The sequence below is a fragment of the Streptomyces sp. LMG1-1-1.1 genome, from assembly GCF_040815545.1.
In the GTDB taxonomy this organism is placed as follows: domain Bacteria; phylum Actinomycetota; class Actinomycetes; order Streptomycetales; family Streptomycetaceae; genus Streptomyces.
In genome coordinates this window covers 162,310-178,411 of the sequence record NZ_JBFPNH010000032.1, presented here as the reverse complement: position 1 = coordinate 178,411, position 16,102 = coordinate 162,310, and the positions used below count along the sequence as shown (strand labels likewise).

General features: G+C 73.2%; 15 protein-coding genes. 6 read left to right on the top strand and 9 right to left on the bottom strand.

The window, feature by feature from the left end:
- Window positions 1–180: 180 nt before the first annotated feature.
- The 5 genes from MRBLMG1_RS19040 to MRBLMG1_RS19020 form a co-directional block, all read right to left on the bottom strand.
- Window positions 181–441 (bottom strand): GlsB/YeaQ/YmgE family stress response membrane protein, encoded by a 261-nt coding sequence (locus tag MRBLMG1_RS19040; RefSeq protein WP_367825257.1) that lies wholly within the window; start codon window positions 439–441, stop codon window positions 181–183.
- A 36-nt stretch (window positions 442–477) separates the two neighbouring features.
- Window positions 478–648: a hypothetical protein gene (locus tag MRBLMG1_RS19035; protein ID WP_367825256.1), complete on the bottom strand. Its 171-nt coding sequence runs from the start codon at window positions 646–648 to the stop codon at window positions 478–480.
- Between the two features lie 406 nt (window positions 649–1,054).
- Window positions 1,055–3,373, bottom strand: a complete 2,319-nt coding sequence (locus tag MRBLMG1_RS19030) for a M9 family metallopeptidase (protein WP_367825255.1) — start codon at window positions 3,371–3,373, stop codon at window positions 1,055–1,057.
- Between the two features lie 203 nt (window positions 3,374–3,576).
- Entirely contained in the window at window positions 3,577–5,925 is a 2,349-nt protein-coding gene (locus MRBLMG1_RS19025) for an ABC transporter permease (protein ID WP_367825254.1), read from the bottom strand.
- On the bottom strand, window positions 5,922–6,659 hold the full coding sequence (locus MRBLMG1_RS19020; RefSeq protein ID WP_367825253.1) for an ABC transporter ATP-binding protein: 738 nt from the start codon (window positions 6,657–6,659) through the stop codon (window positions 5,922–5,924). Before MRBLMG1_RS19020 ends, MRBLMG1_RS19025 begins: the two co-directional genes overlap by 4 nt.
- A 201-nt stretch (window positions 6,660–6,860) precedes the next feature.
- On the opposite strand from MRBLMG1_RS19020, the gene MRBLMG1_RS19015 reads away from it, so the two are divergent.
- Both MRBLMG1_RS19015 and MRBLMG1_RS19010 read left to right on the top strand, forming a co-directional pair.
- Window positions 6,861–8,144 carry a sensor histidine kinase gene (locus MRBLMG1_RS19015; RefSeq protein WP_367825252.1) on the top strand — a complete coding sequence of 428 codons (1,284 nt, stop codon included), beginning with the start codon at window positions 6,861–6,863 and terminating at the stop codon, window positions 8,142–8,144.
- Between the two features lie 10 nt (window positions 8,145–8,154).
- Window positions 8,155–8,847: a response regulator gene (locus MRBLMG1_RS19010; protein WP_367825251.1), complete on the top strand. Its 693-nt coding sequence runs from the start codon at window positions 8,155–8,157 to the stop codon at window positions 8,845–8,847.
- A gap of 15 nt (window positions 8,848–8,862) precedes the next feature.
- Here the strand turns inward: MRBLMG1_RS19010 and MRBLMG1_RS19005 are convergent, their stop codons facing one another.
- The 4 genes from MRBLMG1_RS19005 to MRBLMG1_RS18990 are packed head-to-tail and all read right to left on the bottom strand — an operon-like array spanning window position 8,863 to window position 12,267.
- Complete coding sequence (locus MRBLMG1_RS19005) at window positions 8,863–9,936, bottom strand: acyl-CoA dehydrogenase family protein (RefSeq protein WP_367825250.1); 1,074 nt, start codon at window positions 9,934–9,936, stop codon at window positions 8,863–8,865.
- Window positions 9,933–10,964, bottom strand: a complete 1,032-nt coding sequence (locus tag MRBLMG1_RS19000; protein WP_367825413.1) for an acyl-CoA dehydrogenase family protein — start codon at window positions 10,962–10,964, stop codon at window positions 9,933–9,935. The genes MRBLMG1_RS19005 and MRBLMG1_RS19000 overlap by 4 nt, the downstream gene beginning before the upstream one ends.
- On the bottom strand, window positions 10,964–12,133 hold the full coding sequence (locus MRBLMG1_RS18995; RefSeq protein ID WP_367825249.1) for an acyl-CoA dehydrogenase family protein: 1,170 nt from the start codon (window positions 12,131–12,133) through the stop codon (window positions 10,964–10,966). Before MRBLMG1_RS18995 ends, MRBLMG1_RS19000 begins: the two co-directional genes overlap by 1 nt.
- Window positions 12,133–12,267: a hypothetical protein gene (locus MRBLMG1_RS18990; protein WP_367825248.1), complete on the bottom strand. Its 135-nt coding sequence runs from the start codon at window positions 12,265–12,267 to the stop codon at window positions 12,133–12,135. Before MRBLMG1_RS18990 ends, MRBLMG1_RS18995 begins: the two co-directional genes overlap by 1 nt.
- A gap of 45 nt (window positions 12,268–12,312) precedes the next feature.
- Here MRBLMG1_RS18990 and MRBLMG1_RS18985 point away from each other — a divergent pair, with 45 nt between their 5' ends.
- The 4 genes from MRBLMG1_RS18985 to MRBLMG1_RS18970 are packed head-to-tail and all read left to right on the top strand — an operon-like array spanning window position 12,313 to window position 16,050.
- On the top strand, window positions 12,313–13,479 hold the full coding sequence (locus tag MRBLMG1_RS18985) for an acyl-CoA dehydrogenase family protein (RefSeq protein WP_367825247.1): 1,167 nt from the start codon (window positions 12,313–12,315) through the stop codon (window positions 13,477–13,479).
- Entirely contained in the window at window positions 13,476–14,270 is a 795-nt protein-coding gene (locus MRBLMG1_RS18980; RefSeq protein ID WP_367825246.1) for an SDR family oxidoreductase, read from the top strand. The genes MRBLMG1_RS18985 and MRBLMG1_RS18980 overlap by 4 nt, the downstream gene beginning before the upstream one ends.
- Window positions 14,267–14,890, top strand: a complete 624-nt coding sequence (locus MRBLMG1_RS18975; RefSeq protein ID WP_367825245.1) for a TetR/AcrR family transcriptional regulator — start codon at window positions 14,267–14,269, stop codon at window positions 14,888–14,890. The genes MRBLMG1_RS18980 and MRBLMG1_RS18975 overlap by 4 nt, the downstream gene beginning before the upstream one ends.
- Window positions 14,891–14,892: 2 nt before the next feature.
- Window positions 14,893–16,050, top strand: coding sequence for an acetyl-CoA C-acetyltransferase (locus MRBLMG1_RS18970; RefSeq protein WP_367825244.1), 1,158 nt, complete (start codon window positions 14,893–14,895; stop codon window positions 16,048–16,050).
- Window positions 16,051–16,102 lie beyond the last annotated feature (52 nt).

Sequence of the window (16,102 nt, the reverse complement as noted above, 5' to 3'; positions counted from 1 at the left end):
GCGACGTCGTGCCGAGGGCGGGCCGCGCCTTGGCCCAGAGCAGGCGTGTGGCCCGGGAGCCGCTCCCGTCGAGGAGAGGGGCTCCCGGCCACAGTGGGGCTGGTCGGGCGCGGATCACGGACGTACGCGTGGCTCGCGCCGTACGGAGACGCCCCGCTCACGTCGTGCGAAGGGACGGCGTCACTTGTGCCGGACGAAGAGCCGGGCGACCGCGAGGAGGATGAGCGACCCGACGATGGCGGCGATCCAGGTGGACAGCTCGAAGAAGCCGTCGATGGAGTCGACGTCGAAGATGACCTTGCCGAGCCATCCGCCGAGCACGCCGCCCGCGATACCGATGAGCGTGGTGACGATGATGCCACCCGGGTCCTTTCCGGGCATCAGCATCTTCGCGATGATGCCGGCGAGCAACCCGAGGAGAATCCAAGCGAGTATTCCCATGATTCCTTCTGTCTCGCGATGTGATTCAGTCGTCGATCAGGAGAACTTCTCCTTCCCCTTCTCCTTCAGGCGCCGGGCCTTGCCGCGAGCTTGCAGTGCCCCGCCTTTGGCCGCCAGCTTCTCGTTTCCCATCGCGTGCGCCGATTTCCTGACGGCGCCGCCCGCGACCACTTCCATCTGCGCTTTCGTCTTCTCCCAGGTGCTCATGGCTCCTCCGTCCACGGACCGGACCGGCCTACACCCTGCGCCGCACAGCCGTCGGCAGCATGGCGTGCAGAGCCCGGCGGACCGTCATCCGCATGCCCCATGCCATCAGATGGAGCTCCCATTTCGTCAGGCGCACCACGGTTCGGCGGACGAGAGCCCCCGGAGTCCACCGGGAGAGCGCCAGGGGTCCGCGCCACCCGTGGCGATGGCGCCCCACACGGAGTTTCACTGCTGTCTCCTGCCGGTCGCGGAGCTGTGTCGTGCCCCGATTCGGTCGTCGAATCGGTGAGGGGACGGGTTCCCGGTGGATTTCCTCGTCTTCGCATGCGACTGCGCCGGCAGTTCGTTTTTAAACATCCGGGGGCTCGCCGGTGCCCGGCCCGGCGGGCACCGGCGAGCGGTTCGCCTACTCGGACTGGGTGGAGAGGCTCACTCCGCTGAAGTCCTGCGCGGCGGCGAGGCTGAAGTAGACCCAGCCGGAGGGCGGGTTGTCGATGGTCAGGGTCTCGGCGTTGCCGGCGTGGGCGGACTTGGCCTGGTAGCTGCCGGTGGTGGCCCAGCTGCCGCCGCCGTAGTACAGGTCGGCGTTGCCGGTGCCGCCGCCGCTGGTGATGGTCAGCCGCTTGACGCCGGCCGGCAGGTAGACGAAGTGGTAGCTGTAGTTGCCGGCGGAGGCGGTGAGGCCGTCGCGGCGGCAGTTCCCGTCGAACTGACGCGGGTCGCCGAGGGTGCAGAGGGGGGCGGCGGCGGCCGTGGCCTCGGGCAGCGGACCGCAGTCGTTCGTCGCGCAGTCGGTCGTGAGCCAGGTCGCGAAGTCCGCGTCGTAGCGGGTGCCGACGGTCTGCTTCAGGAAGGTGCGGGCGCCGGTCCAGTCACCGGTGCGGTACGCGCCGAGCACGGTCCGGACGTCCGCGGGGTGCTTCTGGAGCATGTAGCGGACCGCGAGCCAGCCCCAGCGGTAGACCCGGTTCGAGTTGACCTCGGGGTCCTCCTCCTGGCCGTAGACGGTGTCGAACAGGTCGCTGAGCCGGTACGTCCGCTTGCCGGCCTCGGTGATGGCGTCGGCGTTGCGCTCGCCGCGGTAGCCGTACGAGATGTTCTCGGCGATGCCCTCGACCCACCAGATGGTGGGCGTGGTCATGCCCGCCTCGAAGTCGCCGTACATGTTGTGGCGGCCGTCGAGGTAGTGGGTGTACTCGTGGTTGAGGTTCCAGATCTGGAAGTCCGGGCGCAGCCAGTGGGCCTCGTGGGCGATGAAGCGGGCCTGGTTGCCGGGAACGGCCGGGTCGCCCTCCTCGTACATGCCGCCGTTGTCGACGTCGATGTCGTAGATGGCCCAGGCGTACAGCGCGTACTGGGTGTAGTCGTCGAAGACGACGACCTCCAGGTTCGTGTTCACGTCACCGGGGATCGCGCCCTTGTCGCCGATGATCCGGTGGAAGTAGGCGTCCTGGTTGACCAGGCTCGTGCAGGTGGTCGCCAGCTGGTCGGGGGACATGTCCTGCGCGCGGATCCCCAACCCCGGGTTGCAGGTGTGCTGGAGGGGCAGGACCAGCGGCAGCACGCGCCGGCCGAGGTCGCAGATGGCGTAGGCCGCGCAGTTGTTCCTGTCGTACTGGCGCGTGTACCAGCCCAGGTTCATGGTGAGCGGCGCGGTGGGGCCGACGTTCGGGTACCGGTTGATCAGGTCCTTGAGGAGCGGCCGGACGCGGTCCTTGAGCTCGGGGACGTCGAGGGCGTAGCCGAGGTAGCGGCCGACGTTGCTGACGACGTCCAGGCGGTTCAGCTGGGCGCCGTTGCGCGTGACGAAGCCGGCCCACGTGTCGAGGAGGGCTGGGTCGGCCTTGAGGGCGGCACGCCAGCCGCGGTCGTCGTCGCTCGCCTTGAAGCCGTTCGAGACGACCCACTCGACGTGCTGCATCGCCAGGTTCATCTGGCCGGGCCAGGTGGCGTCGTACCTGCCGAGCATCCACTTCACGACACCGGCGTACCGGCCGGCCTCCCGGGTGCTGTCGATCAGCGTGACGACCTCGTTGAGGATCTCGCCGTTGGCGTCCGTGACGTCCTTGCTGCGCGGCGAAGCGAAGAAGGCGTCCAGTGCGCCGCGCGCCGCGCTCTTCAGCGCCGTGCCGTAGCCGCCGACGGCGTCCGCGTTGTTCTCCTGCACGTAGTAGCCGGCGCGCAGGAACATCACCAACTGCCCGGTGGAAGCCCTGTTGTCGCCCGCGTACGTGGCGGAGTCGGCGCGCAGCGCGTCGGCGACCGTCACCATCTGGGCCTCGCGGAAGGCCTTGCGCGCGTTCTCCCCGGTGAGGTTGAACAGCGGGTAGGTACAGCTGATCTGCGGGAGGGCCTTGAGCTGCTGCACCAGCGCCCCGCCCGTCGCGTTGATCACGCCGGACAGGTCGCCGCACGCGTCCGCCGCCGCGGACGCCGACCACTTGCCCGCCTTGGCGGCGGGCGCGGGGGCCGGTGCGGACTCCTCGGCCGCGTCCTGTGACGAGAGCCGGAAGCGGGGGTTGGCGTTGATCGCATGGGGCGACTTGGGCACGGGGATCGCCCGGGGCGCCGAGGCGGCGGCGCCCGCGTTCGCAGCGGCCGCGGCCGTCGTGTCGACGGGCGCGGCCTGGCTCTGCGGCGTGAACAGACCGAGCGTCATGAAGAGGGCCAGGCCGAGGACGGGGAGTCTTCGCGCGCCGGTCTTCGCTATCCGGAAGGGATGCATCTGTGGGGGCCTCCGGGGCCGTTGGGGCCGCGTGCTGGAAGAACGGCACGAGCCACTTGACATGTGACGTGTAAAATTTCACATGTCGCATGGTTCCGGAAGACCCCCGACGGGATTCGCGGCCGACGACCGTGGCGAGCCCGCGGTCGCCGACGGCCGCGGAGGGCCCGCGCGGTCACCGGCGGCAGCGGTGAGCCCGAGGACTACTCGCTCCGCAAGGCCGTGACCGCGGGGGCCCGCGCGGCACGGACGGCGGGTGCGAGCGCGCCGATCACGGCGATGAGCAGCCCGCCCAGTGCGAGCAGGACCAGATCGGGCGTCCCGTAGACGCGGAGGACGACCTCGGGAAGGCGAAGCCCGGCCTCTTCGCCCATGGCGGGAGTGATCAGGGAGTGGAGTGCCACGCCGAGCGGCGCGCCGACGGCACCGCCGACGAGCCCGGTCGCGAACACCGAGGCGACGACCATCGCTACGGTCTGCCGGGGGACCATGCCCAGCGCCTTGTGGACGCCGAGGTCACGGACCCGCTCGCGGATGTCGAGGACGACGCCGTTGAGGACGCCCATGGCGGCGACGGCGACCAGCATCAGCGTGAGGATCGCGGTCAGCGAGTTCAGGACGGTCACCTGGTCGCTGTCACCGCCCGCCCCGCCGGCCTCGGCCGAGACTCCCAGCGGCCGCAGCGCGGCGTTCAGCCCGTCGACGTACGCCGCCACGTCCGTGCCCGGTCGTACCGCGATGTGATGCGAGACGGCCGCCAGATCGGGTTCCGCGGCGTCGAGGGTCGCCCGGTCGGTGAAGATCCGCCTGCCTTCATGACGGGTGTCGAAGACCTCGCCGACGATGCGTACGGTCACCGAAGTGCCGCGATCGTCCAGCCTGATGGTGTCCCCGATCTTCGTTCCGGTCGCCGCCAGGAACGGCGTCGGCACCACCGCCTCGCCGGGCTTCGCGATCCAGCAGCCCGCGACCATCTCGTAGCCGCCCCAGGACGCGTCGCCGGTGAACGCGACGACCTCGACCGATCCGGCCGAACCGGGGACCGTCACCTGCGTGACGGAGGCGGCGTAGTACGCGCCGGTGCCGGGCCGGGCCTCGATCGCGGTCGCGATCCCGGCCGCCTCGGCCGGGGTCGGCAGCCCGCCGTCCGGACCGGCAGGCGCGTCGCGCCCGGGGACGCCGACGGTGACGTCTGCGGCGTCGTGCTCCCGCGCGGTCAGCACCTCGCCGAGCGACGAACCGAGACCGACGGCGAACGTGACGGCCGCGGTGCCGAACGCCACGGCCACGCACATGGCCGCCGTGCGCGCGGGGCGGGCGAAGGGAACGGCGAGCCCGAGCCCCACCGGCCTCGGCAGCGGAAGCCGGGCGCCGAGCCGGGCGGCCCGCCGGCCGCGGCCGGGCGAGGGAACGCGCCCGACGGCGAGCGCGTCGACGGTCCGCAACCGACCGCCCCGCCACGAGGCGGCTCCCGCCGTGAGTGCCACGAGGGCCAGAACGCCCGCGACCACGGCGGCGTCGACCCAGGGGGCCACGGTCAGACCGGTCGTGCCGTAGGCCTCCGCGGCCTCCGAAAGCACCGGTACGGCAAGGAGGTTGCCCGCCAGGACGCCCAGCCCCGCGCCGACGGCGGCCGGGATCAGCGCCTGGCCCAGGTACGCCCGTACGACCTGCGCCGGGGTGAGGCCCACGGCCTTGAGGATGCCGATCCGCCGCGTCCCGGAGCCGACCGTGCCCGCGACGACGTGACCGACGACGAGGACCGACATGACCAGGCCGAGCACGCCGAACGCGATGAGGAAGGGCACGAACAGAGCCGTCTCGCGCTCGGCCGCCTTCTTGACGGTGAGCCAGGACCGCGCTCCGGTGACCGCCCCGGCCGGTACCGCCGCCGTCACCGCGTCGCGCCCCGCCGACACCTCATCGGCGGTCGCCGCGTGGTCGAGGCGGTAGAACATCTCGTACCCCGCGGCGCCCCCGGGCGGCCTGAGCGCGTCGATCTGGGACGGTGACACCCAGGCGTCGGCGCTACGGGTGACCGACCGGGCCACGCCGACGACCTTCAGCTCCGGGTCGCCGGGGAGATCGGGCAGACGCAGGCGCAGGCCCAAGACGGGCATGACCCGGCTGTCGGCCGACAGCACGACCTCGCCGGGCCCGGTGGCCCAGCGCCCGTCCGTCAACACGAGTTCGTCGACCGCGCCCTCCGGACCGGAGCGCCCGGCCAGCGTCAGCGGCGGCAGGTCGTCGAACCCGTCGACGCCCGGGGTGAGGGAAACCGTCGTGAACGGGCCCGACGCGGCGGCGATCCCGGCGCCGCCTGCGGTGGCGCGCAGCCGAGCGGCCGATGCCCTGTCCGCGTCGAAGAGCACGGACAGATGGGCGCCGCGCTGCCGTGCGAAGGCCTGGTCGAACGGGGCACCGGAGACCGCGAGGAGGGAACCGGCGAGGACGGACGCGGTGACCGCCATCATCACGGACAGGCAGATCACCCATGCCTGCACGCGACGGCCTCCCGTCCCCGAGCGCACGACCCGGCTCAGCGCGCTCATCGGACACCCTCGGCAGCCTCGGCGGCGACGCTTCCCCCGACGTCGCCGGTGGCGCGATCGGCGACGACCCGTCCGTCGCGGAGCCGGATCGTGCGGCGCGTGCAGGACTGGGCCAGGGCGAGATCGTGGGTGACGACGACGATGGTCTGACCGTCGGCGTTCAGGTCGGCGAGTAGCCGGCTGACGTCCTCTCCCGACGCGGTGTCCAGGGCACCCGTCGGCTCGTCGGCGAGCAGGAGCGGGGGCCGGTTCATCAGCGCCCGCGCCACGGCGACGCGTTGCCGCTCGCCACCGGACAGGCGGCCGGGGTAGGCCTGGGCGTGCCGGTCGATGCCGAGCGTCTCCAGCAGCTCCGCGGCGCGGCGACCGGCCTCGCCGCGTGCCATGCCCGCCAACTGCGCGGGCAGGAGGACGTTGTCGGTCACGGTCAGGTCGTCGAGCAGGTTGAAGAACTGGAACACCATGCCGATCCTGGAGCGCCGGTAGCGGGCCGATGCCGCCTCTCCCAGTCCGTCGACGCGCACCCCGTCCACCGTGACGGTCCCGGCGTCCGGCCGGTCGAGCCCCGCGATCAGGTTGAGCAGGGTGGACTTGCCGCTGCCGGACGGGCCGAGGATCGCGACGGCCTCACCCCGCCGCACGGTCAGCGACACCTCCCGCAGGGCCGGTGGGCCCTCGGGCGATCCGTCGTATCTGCGGTTCACATCGCACAGTTCGATCAGCGGGGTGGACATGGCTCTCCTCGGGTCCGTTCATCCGGCTCGTCGGACGCTAGGCGCGAGCACGGTCCGTGCGCGTCGTCACGCCGGGCCCTTTCGCGTCCGCCGCGGCGACGAGAGCGCGCCGCGTCCTCCCTGAGGCGTAGACGAGAGGCGTACGCCCGATGCACCCCGAGGAGGGTGTGCCCGGGTACGGGGGTCGGTGACAATGGCGCGATGAACAGCACGTCACTGGCGGCCGGGCTGCGCGACGGGCTCCGGCTGCTGAAACGTCCGACCGGCCCGCTGCCCCGGCCGACCCGGCCGGGCTTGGCGTTCGACGCGGTCCTGGCGCTGGTCCTGTCCGCCGTGCTGCTCACGTACGCCGTGGACCAGGCGCCGGAACGGATGCGGGGCGCCCGGGACGGCATCGCCCCGCTCGTGCTCGGTTCGGAGACGGCGACCACGACCGCCGTGATCGCCCTCACGGTCCTCGCCTCGGCGCCCCTGGTCCTGCGCCGCAGATACCCGTTGGCCGTGCTGTGGACCGTGACGGTGGCGACCGCGCTGACGCCGTACGACGCGCAGCGGATCACCTTCTACGCCGGTGTCGTCGCGGCCTACACGGCGGCCGTCTACAGCCCCTACCGGGTGGCCACGCTGGCGAGCCTCCCGGCGCTGCTCCTCGCGAACGGGTCGATCACGCACCTGGAACTGCTGACGGTCTCGTCCTCGGTCCCCAGCAAATACGTTCCGCTCATGGTCCTCGTCCCGCTCGTCCTGGCGGCGAACGGGATGCGCACCTGGAAGGTGCGCACCGCCGAGAGCCAGGCGCAGGCGGCCGCACTCGAACGCGAACAGGCCGAGGAACTCCGCCGCGCGGCCGAGCGGGAGCGGGCACGCATCGCCCGTGAGCTGCACGACGTGGTGACCCACAACGTCAGCATGATGGTGATCCAGGCCGGCGCCGCTCGCACGGTCCTGGACACCGCCCCCGACCGGACCCGCGAAGCACTCCTCGCCATCGAGGCGAGCGGCCGGACGGCGCTGTCCGAGCTGCGGCACACGATGGGCCTGCTCACCATGGACGCCGAGGACGGCGCGGCCACGGCCACCGCGAACCTCGACCCGCAACCCGGCCTCGACCAGCTGGAATCGCTCGTCGCCCGGGTGCGGCACGCCGGTACCCCCGTCACCCTCCACGCGACCGGCACCCCCCGTGACGTGCCCTCCGGCATCAGCCTCGCCCTCTACCGGGTCGTGCAGGAGGCGCTGACGAACACCGTGAAACACGCGGGCGGCGCGAGCGCGGCCGTGACCCTGGACTACGGCGCCGACCGCCTGTGCGTGGAGGTCACCGACACCGGAGGCAGCCCACGCGCCGCCGCCGCCACGGGAAACGGGCGCGGTCTGATCGGGCTGCGCGAGCGGCTCGCGGTCTACGGCGGCACCCTGCAGACCGGGCGCCGCCTCACCGGCGGCTACCGTGTCACCGCACGCGTACCCCTGGAGACGGCGTGAGGGAGACAAGGTGAACGACCCCCTGCGCGTGGTGATCGCGGACGACCAGGCGCTCGTCCGCGCCGGCTTCCGGATGATCCTCGCGGCCCACGGCGTGGACGTGGTCGCGGAGGCGCCCGACGGCGCCGAGGCCGTCGACGCCGTCCGCCGCACCCGGCCCGACGTGGTCCTGATGGACATCCGCATGCCGGGGACGGACGGCCTCGAAGCCACCCGGCGCATCCTCACGGGCGCCGCCGACCAGCCGCGCGTGATCATCCTGACCACGTTCGACCTCGACGAACTCGTCTACGAGGCCCTGTCCGCGGGGGCGAGCGGCTTCCTCCTGAAGGACGTCACCCCCGAACACCTCGTGGCCGCGGTCCACCTCGTCCGCACCGGCGACGCGCTCCTCGCACCCACGATCACCCGCCGCCTCGTCGAGCGCCACGCGCGCGCGGTACCGGTCGGCGAGGCGGCCGACCTGCACCGCGACCTGGCGGTGCTGACCCCGCGTGAACTGGAGGTCCTGAGGCTGCTGGCGCAAGGCCTGAGCAACGCCGAACTCGCGGAGCGCCTGTACCTGTCCGATACGACGGTGAAGACCCACGTCGGCCGCATCCTCGCCAAACTGGGCCTCCGCGACCGTGTCCAGGCCGTGGTGACGGCGTACGAGACCGGACTCGTCACGGCCCGTGCCCCAGGCGCCGGCGGACGGCCCTGACTCCCGCGCCGCACGTCACGTCGCGGGAAGGCCCAGGCAGGCCGCCAAGCGGGCGCGGTGCCAGGCCGGCGGACCGAACAGGTGGGCCGAGCCGTGCGCGCGCTTGAAGTAGCGGTGGGCGTCGTGCTCCCAGGTGATGCCGATGCCGCCGTGCAGCTGGATCGTCTCGGCGGCCACCGCCGAGAACGCCTCCGAGCAGGCCGACTTGGCCGCGGCCGCCAGTCGGGGCAGCTCGCGGGCGCCCGAGGCGGCCGCGAAGGCCGCGCCGAGTGCCGCCGACCGCGCCGACTCCACCTGGACGTACGCGTCCGCGAGGCGGTGCTTGACCGCCTGGAACGAGCCGATGGGGCGCCCGAACTGGATCCGCTCGCCGGCGTACGCGAGGGTGAGCTCCAGGCAGCGCGAGGCGGCGCCGACCTGCTCGGCGGCGAGCGCCGTGCAGGCCAGGTCGAGTACGTGCGCGAGCACGCGGGCGCCGTCGCCCTCGCCTCCGACGAGCCGGCCCTCCGCCGAGGTGAGGACGACGCGCGCCAGGGCCCGCGTGGAGTCCATCGTCACGGTCGGCTCGCGGTGCACGCCCGCGCCGTCGCCGGGCACCTCGAAGAGCGAGACGCCCGCATCGGAACGGGCCGCCACGAGCAGCACCCCGGCCGCCGCGCCGTCCAGCACGTGCTCCTTGGTCCCGGTGATCCGCCACGTCCCCCCGGGCCCCGGGGTGGCCTCGGCCCGTGGGGCTGACGGGTCCCACGAGCCGCGCTCGGCCCACGCCACGGCTCCCACCACGGCGCCCGAGGCCAGGGGCGGCAGGAGCCGCGCGCAGGCCGCGTCGTCGCCGGAGGCGAGCAGCGCCTGCACCGCGAGCACCGCGGAGCCGAGGTACGGTACGGGGCTCAGCTCGCGTCCCAGTTCCTCCATGACGACGCCGACCTCCCGCGCCCCGCATCCGGCGCCGCCGTACTCCTCGGGGACGGCGAGCCCCGCGACGCCGATCTGCCGGGTCAACGGCCGCCAGGCCGCCTCCCCCGCGTGGCGGTGGAGCACGGCCCGCACGGCGGACCGCAGTTCCTCCTGTTCCTCCGTCGGTCTCACGCTTCCGCCCCTGTCGCCGTCGGCGCGACGCCGGGCCGGTCACAGGCCTCGATGACGCGGGCACGGCAGGCCGCGGGGGTGCCCCAGGCGTCGCGGAGGGGTCGGGCCTTGCGGATCCACAGGGCGAGGTCAAGCTCCTCGGTGTAGCCGACGGCGCCGTGGAGCTGGAGGGCGGTGCGGGCGGCGGCGTACGCGGCCTCGCCCGCCGTGACCTTCGCCGCGGCGACCTCGGCGGAGCCGTGGTCCGCTCCGCGCGCCAGGGCCACGGCGGCGGAGTGGAGCAGGGGCTGGGCGAACTCCAGGGCGATGAGCGTGTCGGCGAGGCGGTGCTTCACGGCCTGGAAGGAGCCGATGGCGACCCCGAACTGAGTGCGCTGCCGCACGTACGCGACGGTCCGGTCGAGGAGGGCGCGGCCGAGGCCGAGGCACTGGGCGGCGGTGGCCAGGGCGGCGACGTCCGCCGCGTGCGAGGTCGCGGCCGTCACCGCCGGGCCCCGCGCGAGGACGGTCCCGCCGAGCGGGCGGGCCAGCCGGCGCGCGGGGTCGGCCGAACGCTGGACGGGGCCGGCGGTCTCCGCCAGGCGTACGGTGTCGCCCTCGACGACGAGTACCGCGTCGGCGGCGTCCGGGTCCAGGGCGTAGGGCCCGCCGAGGGCGGGCACGCACAGCGAGACGACCGCCTTGCCGCCGGCGATCTGCGGCAGCAGGGTGGCGGCCCCGGTGTCTCCGAGCCGGTCGAGGAGCGCCGCCGCGGCGACCGTCTCCACCAGCGGTCCCGGCACGGCGTGCCGGCCCAGTTCGGTGAAGGCGACGGTCAGCTCGACCGGCAGGGGGCCGAGGCCGTCGTGCCGTTCCGGTACGGCGAGGGCGAAGACGCCCGCGTCCGCGAGCCGCGTCCAGAGCGCGCGGCCGGGCACGGTGTCCCCGGCCGCCCAGGCCCGTACGGCACCGGGGGTGTCGGCGGCCGTGAGCTGGGCGTCGAGGGAGCGGGCGAACTCCCGCTGCTCGTCGTCGAGGAGGAACCGCATCACCGGCGTCCCTTCGGGAGGCCGAGCAGCCGCTCGGCGATGATGTCGCGCTGGATCTCGTTGGTGCCGGCGTAGACGGGTCCGGCGAGGGAGAAGGTGTGGCCTTCGGCCCAGCCGCCGTGCGCGGGCGCGTCGGGGGCCTCGTCGGAGAGTTCGCCGTACGGTCCGAGGAGGTCGAGGGCGGTCTCGTGGAGTGCGATGTCGAGCTCGGACCAGAAGACCTTGTTGAGGCTGGACTCGGCGCCGATGGTCCCTCCGGCGGCGATCCGCGAGGCGTTGGCGTAGGTGAACAGGCGGTAGGCGCGGGCGCCGATGACGGCGTCGGCGACCCGGTCGCGCACGGCGGTGTCGCCGGGGTCGGCGTTCTGCCGCCACAACGCGGTCAGCCGTTCGGCGGCGGCCGTGAACCGGCCGGGGCTGCGCAGGGTCAGTCCCCGCTCGTTGCCCGCGGTGCTCATCGCGACCCGCCAGCCCTGCCCCGGCGCGCCGATCACGTCCTCGTCGGGCACGAAGACGTCGTCGAGGAAGAGCTCGGCGAACGCGGGCTTGCCGTCGAGACGTCCGATGGGGCGCACGGTGACCCCGGCGGCGTCCAGCGGGAACATCAGGTACGTCAGGCCCTGGTGCGGCCTTCCGGCGTCGGGGTCGCTGCGGAACAGGCCGAAGGCGCGGTCGGCGAAGGCGGCTCGGGACGACCAGGTCTTCTGGCCGTTCAGGAGCCAGCCGCCGTCGGTCCGTTCGGCGGTGGAGCGCAGCGAGGCGAGGTCGGAGCCGGACTCGGGCTCGGACCAGGCCTGGGCCCAGATGACCTCGCCGCTCGCCATGGACGGGAGGACGCGGGCGCGCTGTTCGTCGGTGCCGTGCTCGAAGAGGGTGGGGGCCAGGAGGTTGATGCCGTTCTGGCCGACCCGGCCGGGTGCGCCGGCCGCGTAGTACTCCTCCTCGAAGACCAGCCACTGGACGATGGAGGCGCCCCGGCCGCCGTACTCCTCGGGCCAGGAGACCGCCGACCAGCGTTCCGCGGACAGTTTCCGCTCCCACGCGCGGTGGGCGGCGAATCCCTCCCGCGTCTCCAGGGACGGCAGGGGAACGCGGGGCACGTGGGCGGTGAGCCAGGCGCGGGCCTCGGCCCGGAAGGCGTCGTCCGCCGCGGAGAAGTCGAGGTCCATCAGGCTCCCGCCTCCCGGGGGCGGGGGTGGTCCCCGAGGTCCCCGACCCGGTCGACCATGCCGACCTCCACGGCCACCGGGCCTCGGCGTGCGTAGCGGACTGGCCCCTTGAACGCGGTGCGGGCAGCGGACATCCGCCCTCCTTCCCTAACAAGTGTTTGGTAGGTTAACGTACGGCCATGAGCGACGTCGAGGAGTTCCGCAGAGAGGTCCGCGGCTGGCTGCGGTCCCACCTCACCGGCGAGTTCGCCGCCCTGCGCGGCCGCGGCGGCCCCGGACGCGAGCACGAGGCACACGCCGAACGCCTCGCCTGGGAGCGGCACATGGCCGCCGAGGGATGGACCTGCGTCGGATGGCCCAAGGAGTACGGCGGACGCGGCGCGACCCTCGAACAACAGGTCGCCTTCCACGAGGAGTACGCCCTCGCCGACGCCCCCGCCCGGGTCGGCCACATCGGCGAGCAGCTCCTCGGCCCCACCCTCATCGCCTTCGGCACCCCCGCACAGCGCGAGCGGTTCCTCCCGCCGATCGTCGCCGTCGACGAACTGTGGTGCCAGGGCTACTCGGAGCCGGACGCCGGCTCGGACCTGGCCAACGTCAGGACCCGCGCCGAGCGCGACGGCACGGAGTGGGCGGTCACCGGACAGAAGGTGTGGACCTCGCTCGCGCACGAAGCCGACTGGTGCTTCGTCGTCGCCCGCACCGAACCCGGATCGACCCGCCACCGGGGCCTGTCCTACCTCCTCGTCCCCCTGGACCAGCCCGGTGTGGAGATCAGGCCGATCGTCCAGCTGACCGGGACCTCGGAGTTCAACGAGGTGTTCTTCGACGGAGCCCGCACCCACGCCTCCCACATCGTGGGCGCCCCCGGCGACGGCTGGCGGGTCGCCATGGCCACCCTCGGCTTCGAGAGGGGCGTCTCCACCCTCGGCCAGCAGGTCGGCTTCCGCCGCGAGCTGGAGGCCGTCATCGAGCTCGCCAAGCGCAACGGAGCGGCCGCCGACCCGCTCATCCGCGACCGCGTCGCCCGCGCCTGGATCGGCCTGGAGACCATACGGTTCAACGCCCTCCGCATGCTCGACGGAGCCGCGGCCGGGGCACCGGGGCCCGAGGCGTCCATCGGGAAGATCTTCTGGGCCACCTGGCACCGCGAACTGGGCGAACTCGCCATGGACGTCTGCGGTGCCGACGGCATGCTCGCCGCCGGCGAACCCTACGACCTCACCGACTGGCAGCGGCTGTACCTCTTCTCCCGCTCCGACACCCTCTACGCCGGCTCCAACGAGATCCAGCGGAACATCATCGCCGAGCGCGTCCTCGGCCTGCCCAAGGAGGTCCGCCCGTGACCACCCCGCACACACCTCCGCCCTACGTACCGGGCCACGGCCTGCTGGCCGGCCGCACCGCCGTCGTCACCGCCGCGGCCGGTGCCGGCATCGGCGGCGCGACCGCGAGGCGGCTCCTTGAGGAAGGCGCCCGGGTCGTCCTCTCCGACGCCCACGCCCGCCGCCTCAAGGAGTCCGAGGCCGAGCTGGCCCGGGAGTTCGGCGCCGACCGGGTCGCCGCCCTGCCCTGCGACGTCACCGACGAGACCCAGGTCGGCGCGCTGTTCGACCTCGCCGCGGAGCGCCACGGACGGCTCGACATCGTCGTCAACAACGCCGGCCTCGGCGGCACGGCCGACCTGGTCGACATGGCCGACGAGCAGTGGGACAAGGTCCTCGACGTCACCCTGAACGGCACCTTCCGCTGCACCCGCGCCGCACTGCGCCGCATGAAGGCCGCGGGCGCCGGCGGCGTCGTCGTCAACAACGCCTCGGTGGTCGGCTGGCGCGCCCAGAAGGGCCAGGCCCACTACGCCGCCGCCAAGGCCGGCGTCATGGCACTCACCCGCTGCGCCGCCCTCGAGGCCGCCGACTACGGCGTACGGGTCAACGCCGTCTCGCCGAGCCTCGCCATGCACCCGCACCTGGTCAAGGTCACCACCCCGGAACTCCTGGAGGAACTGACCGCCCGCGAGGCCTTCGGACGTCATGCGGAGCCGTGGGAGGTGGCCAACGTGATCGTCTTCCTGGCCAGCGGGTACTCCTCGTACCTCACGGGGGAGGTCCTCTCCGTCAGCAGCCAGCACCCGTGAGACCGGCGCCGGAACGGCGCCGCGAGATCCTGGACACGGCGGCCGAGGTCTTCGCCGCCCAGGGGTACGACGCCACCACCGTCCGCCGCATCGCCGACGCGGCCGGCCTGCTCGCGGGCAGCCTCTACTACCACTTCGACTCCAAGGAGTCGATGCTCGACGAGATCCTCCGCGCCTTCCTGGACGAGCTGTGGGCCCGGTACGACGCCGTGCTCGCCGCGGCCCTCGGCCCCCGCGAGACCCTGGAAGCCCTCGTCACCGAATCGTTCCGGGAGATCGACCGGCACCGCGCCGCCGTCGCCATCTACCAGAAGGAGTCCCGGCACCTGCGCGAGCAGCCGCGCTTCGGCTATCTCGCGGGCTCGCAGCGGCGGTTCGAGGAAGCCTGGCTCAGGACCCTGGAACGCGGCGCGGCCGCCGGAGTCTTCCGCACCGACCTCGACGTCCGGCTCACGTACCGCTTCGTGCGCGACACCGTCTGGGTCGCCGCGTCCTGGTACCGGCCGGGCGGACGGCACAGCCCGGAGGAGATCGCCCGCCAGTACCTGTCGATGGTACTGGAGGGCGTCGCCCTCCGTGACGGACATCGGACGTACGCACGCCGTACGAAGAAGGAGTGACCATGGCCGAGGCCTACATCGTCGAAGCGGTACGCACCCCGGTCGGCAGGCGGAACGGCGGGCTGGCCGCCGTCCACCCGGCCGACCTCGGCGCCCACGTCCTGAAGGCGCTGATGGAACGCTCGGGCGCCGACCCGGCCGCCGTCGAGGACGTCGTCTTCGGCTGCCTGGACACCGTCGGCCCGCAGGCCGGCGACATAGCCCGCACCGCCTGGCTGGCCGCCGGACTGCCCGAGGAGGTGCCCGGCACGACCGTGGACCGGCAGTGCGGCTCCTCCCAGCAGGCCCTGCACTTCGCCGCACAGGGCGTCCTCTCCGGCACCCAGGACCTCGTGGTGGCGGGCGGCGTGCAGAACATGTCGATGATCCCCATCGCCTTCGCCAGCCGTCAGGCCGCCGACCCGCTCGGACTGACGGAGGGCCCGTACGCAGGCTCCGCGGGCTGGCGCGCCCGCTACGGCGACCAGCCGGTCAACCAGTTCCACGGCGCCGAACTCATCGCCGCCAAGTGGGGCGTCTCCCGCGGCGACATGGAGGAGTTCGCCCTGCGCTCGCACCGGCGTGCCGCCCGCGCCATCGACGAGGGCCGATTCGACCGGGAGATCGTTCCGTACGGGGACGTCGCCGTCGACGAGGGCCCGCGCCGCGACACCACCCTGGAGAAGATGGCCGGCCTGAAGCCGCTCGTCGAGGGCGGCCGACTGACCGCCGCGGTCTCCTCGCAGGTCTCCGACGGGGCCTCGGCGATGCTGATCGCCTCGGAGCGCGCCGTCCGGGAGCACGGACTGACGCCGCGGGCCAGGGTCCACCACCTCTCGGTGCGGGGCGAGGACCCGATCCGCATGCTGTCGGCGCCGATCCCGGCGACGGCGTACGCGCTGAAGAAGGCGGGGATGACACTCGACGAGATCGACCTCGTGGAGATCAACGAGGCCTTCGCCTCGGTCGTCCTGGCCTGGCTGAAGGAGACGGGCGCCGACCCCGAGAAGGTCAACGTCAACGGCGGCGCCATCGCCCTCGGCCATCCGCTCGGCGCGACCGGCACCAAGCTCATGACCACCCTGCTGCACGAACTGGAGCGCACCGGCGGCCGCTACGGCCTCCAGACCATGTGCGAGGGCGGCGGCCAGGCGAACGTGACGATCATCGAGCGCCTGTGACGCCGTCCGCGTCCCCGGCGCCGAAGAGCCGCTGCCGGACCGCGTGATCGGT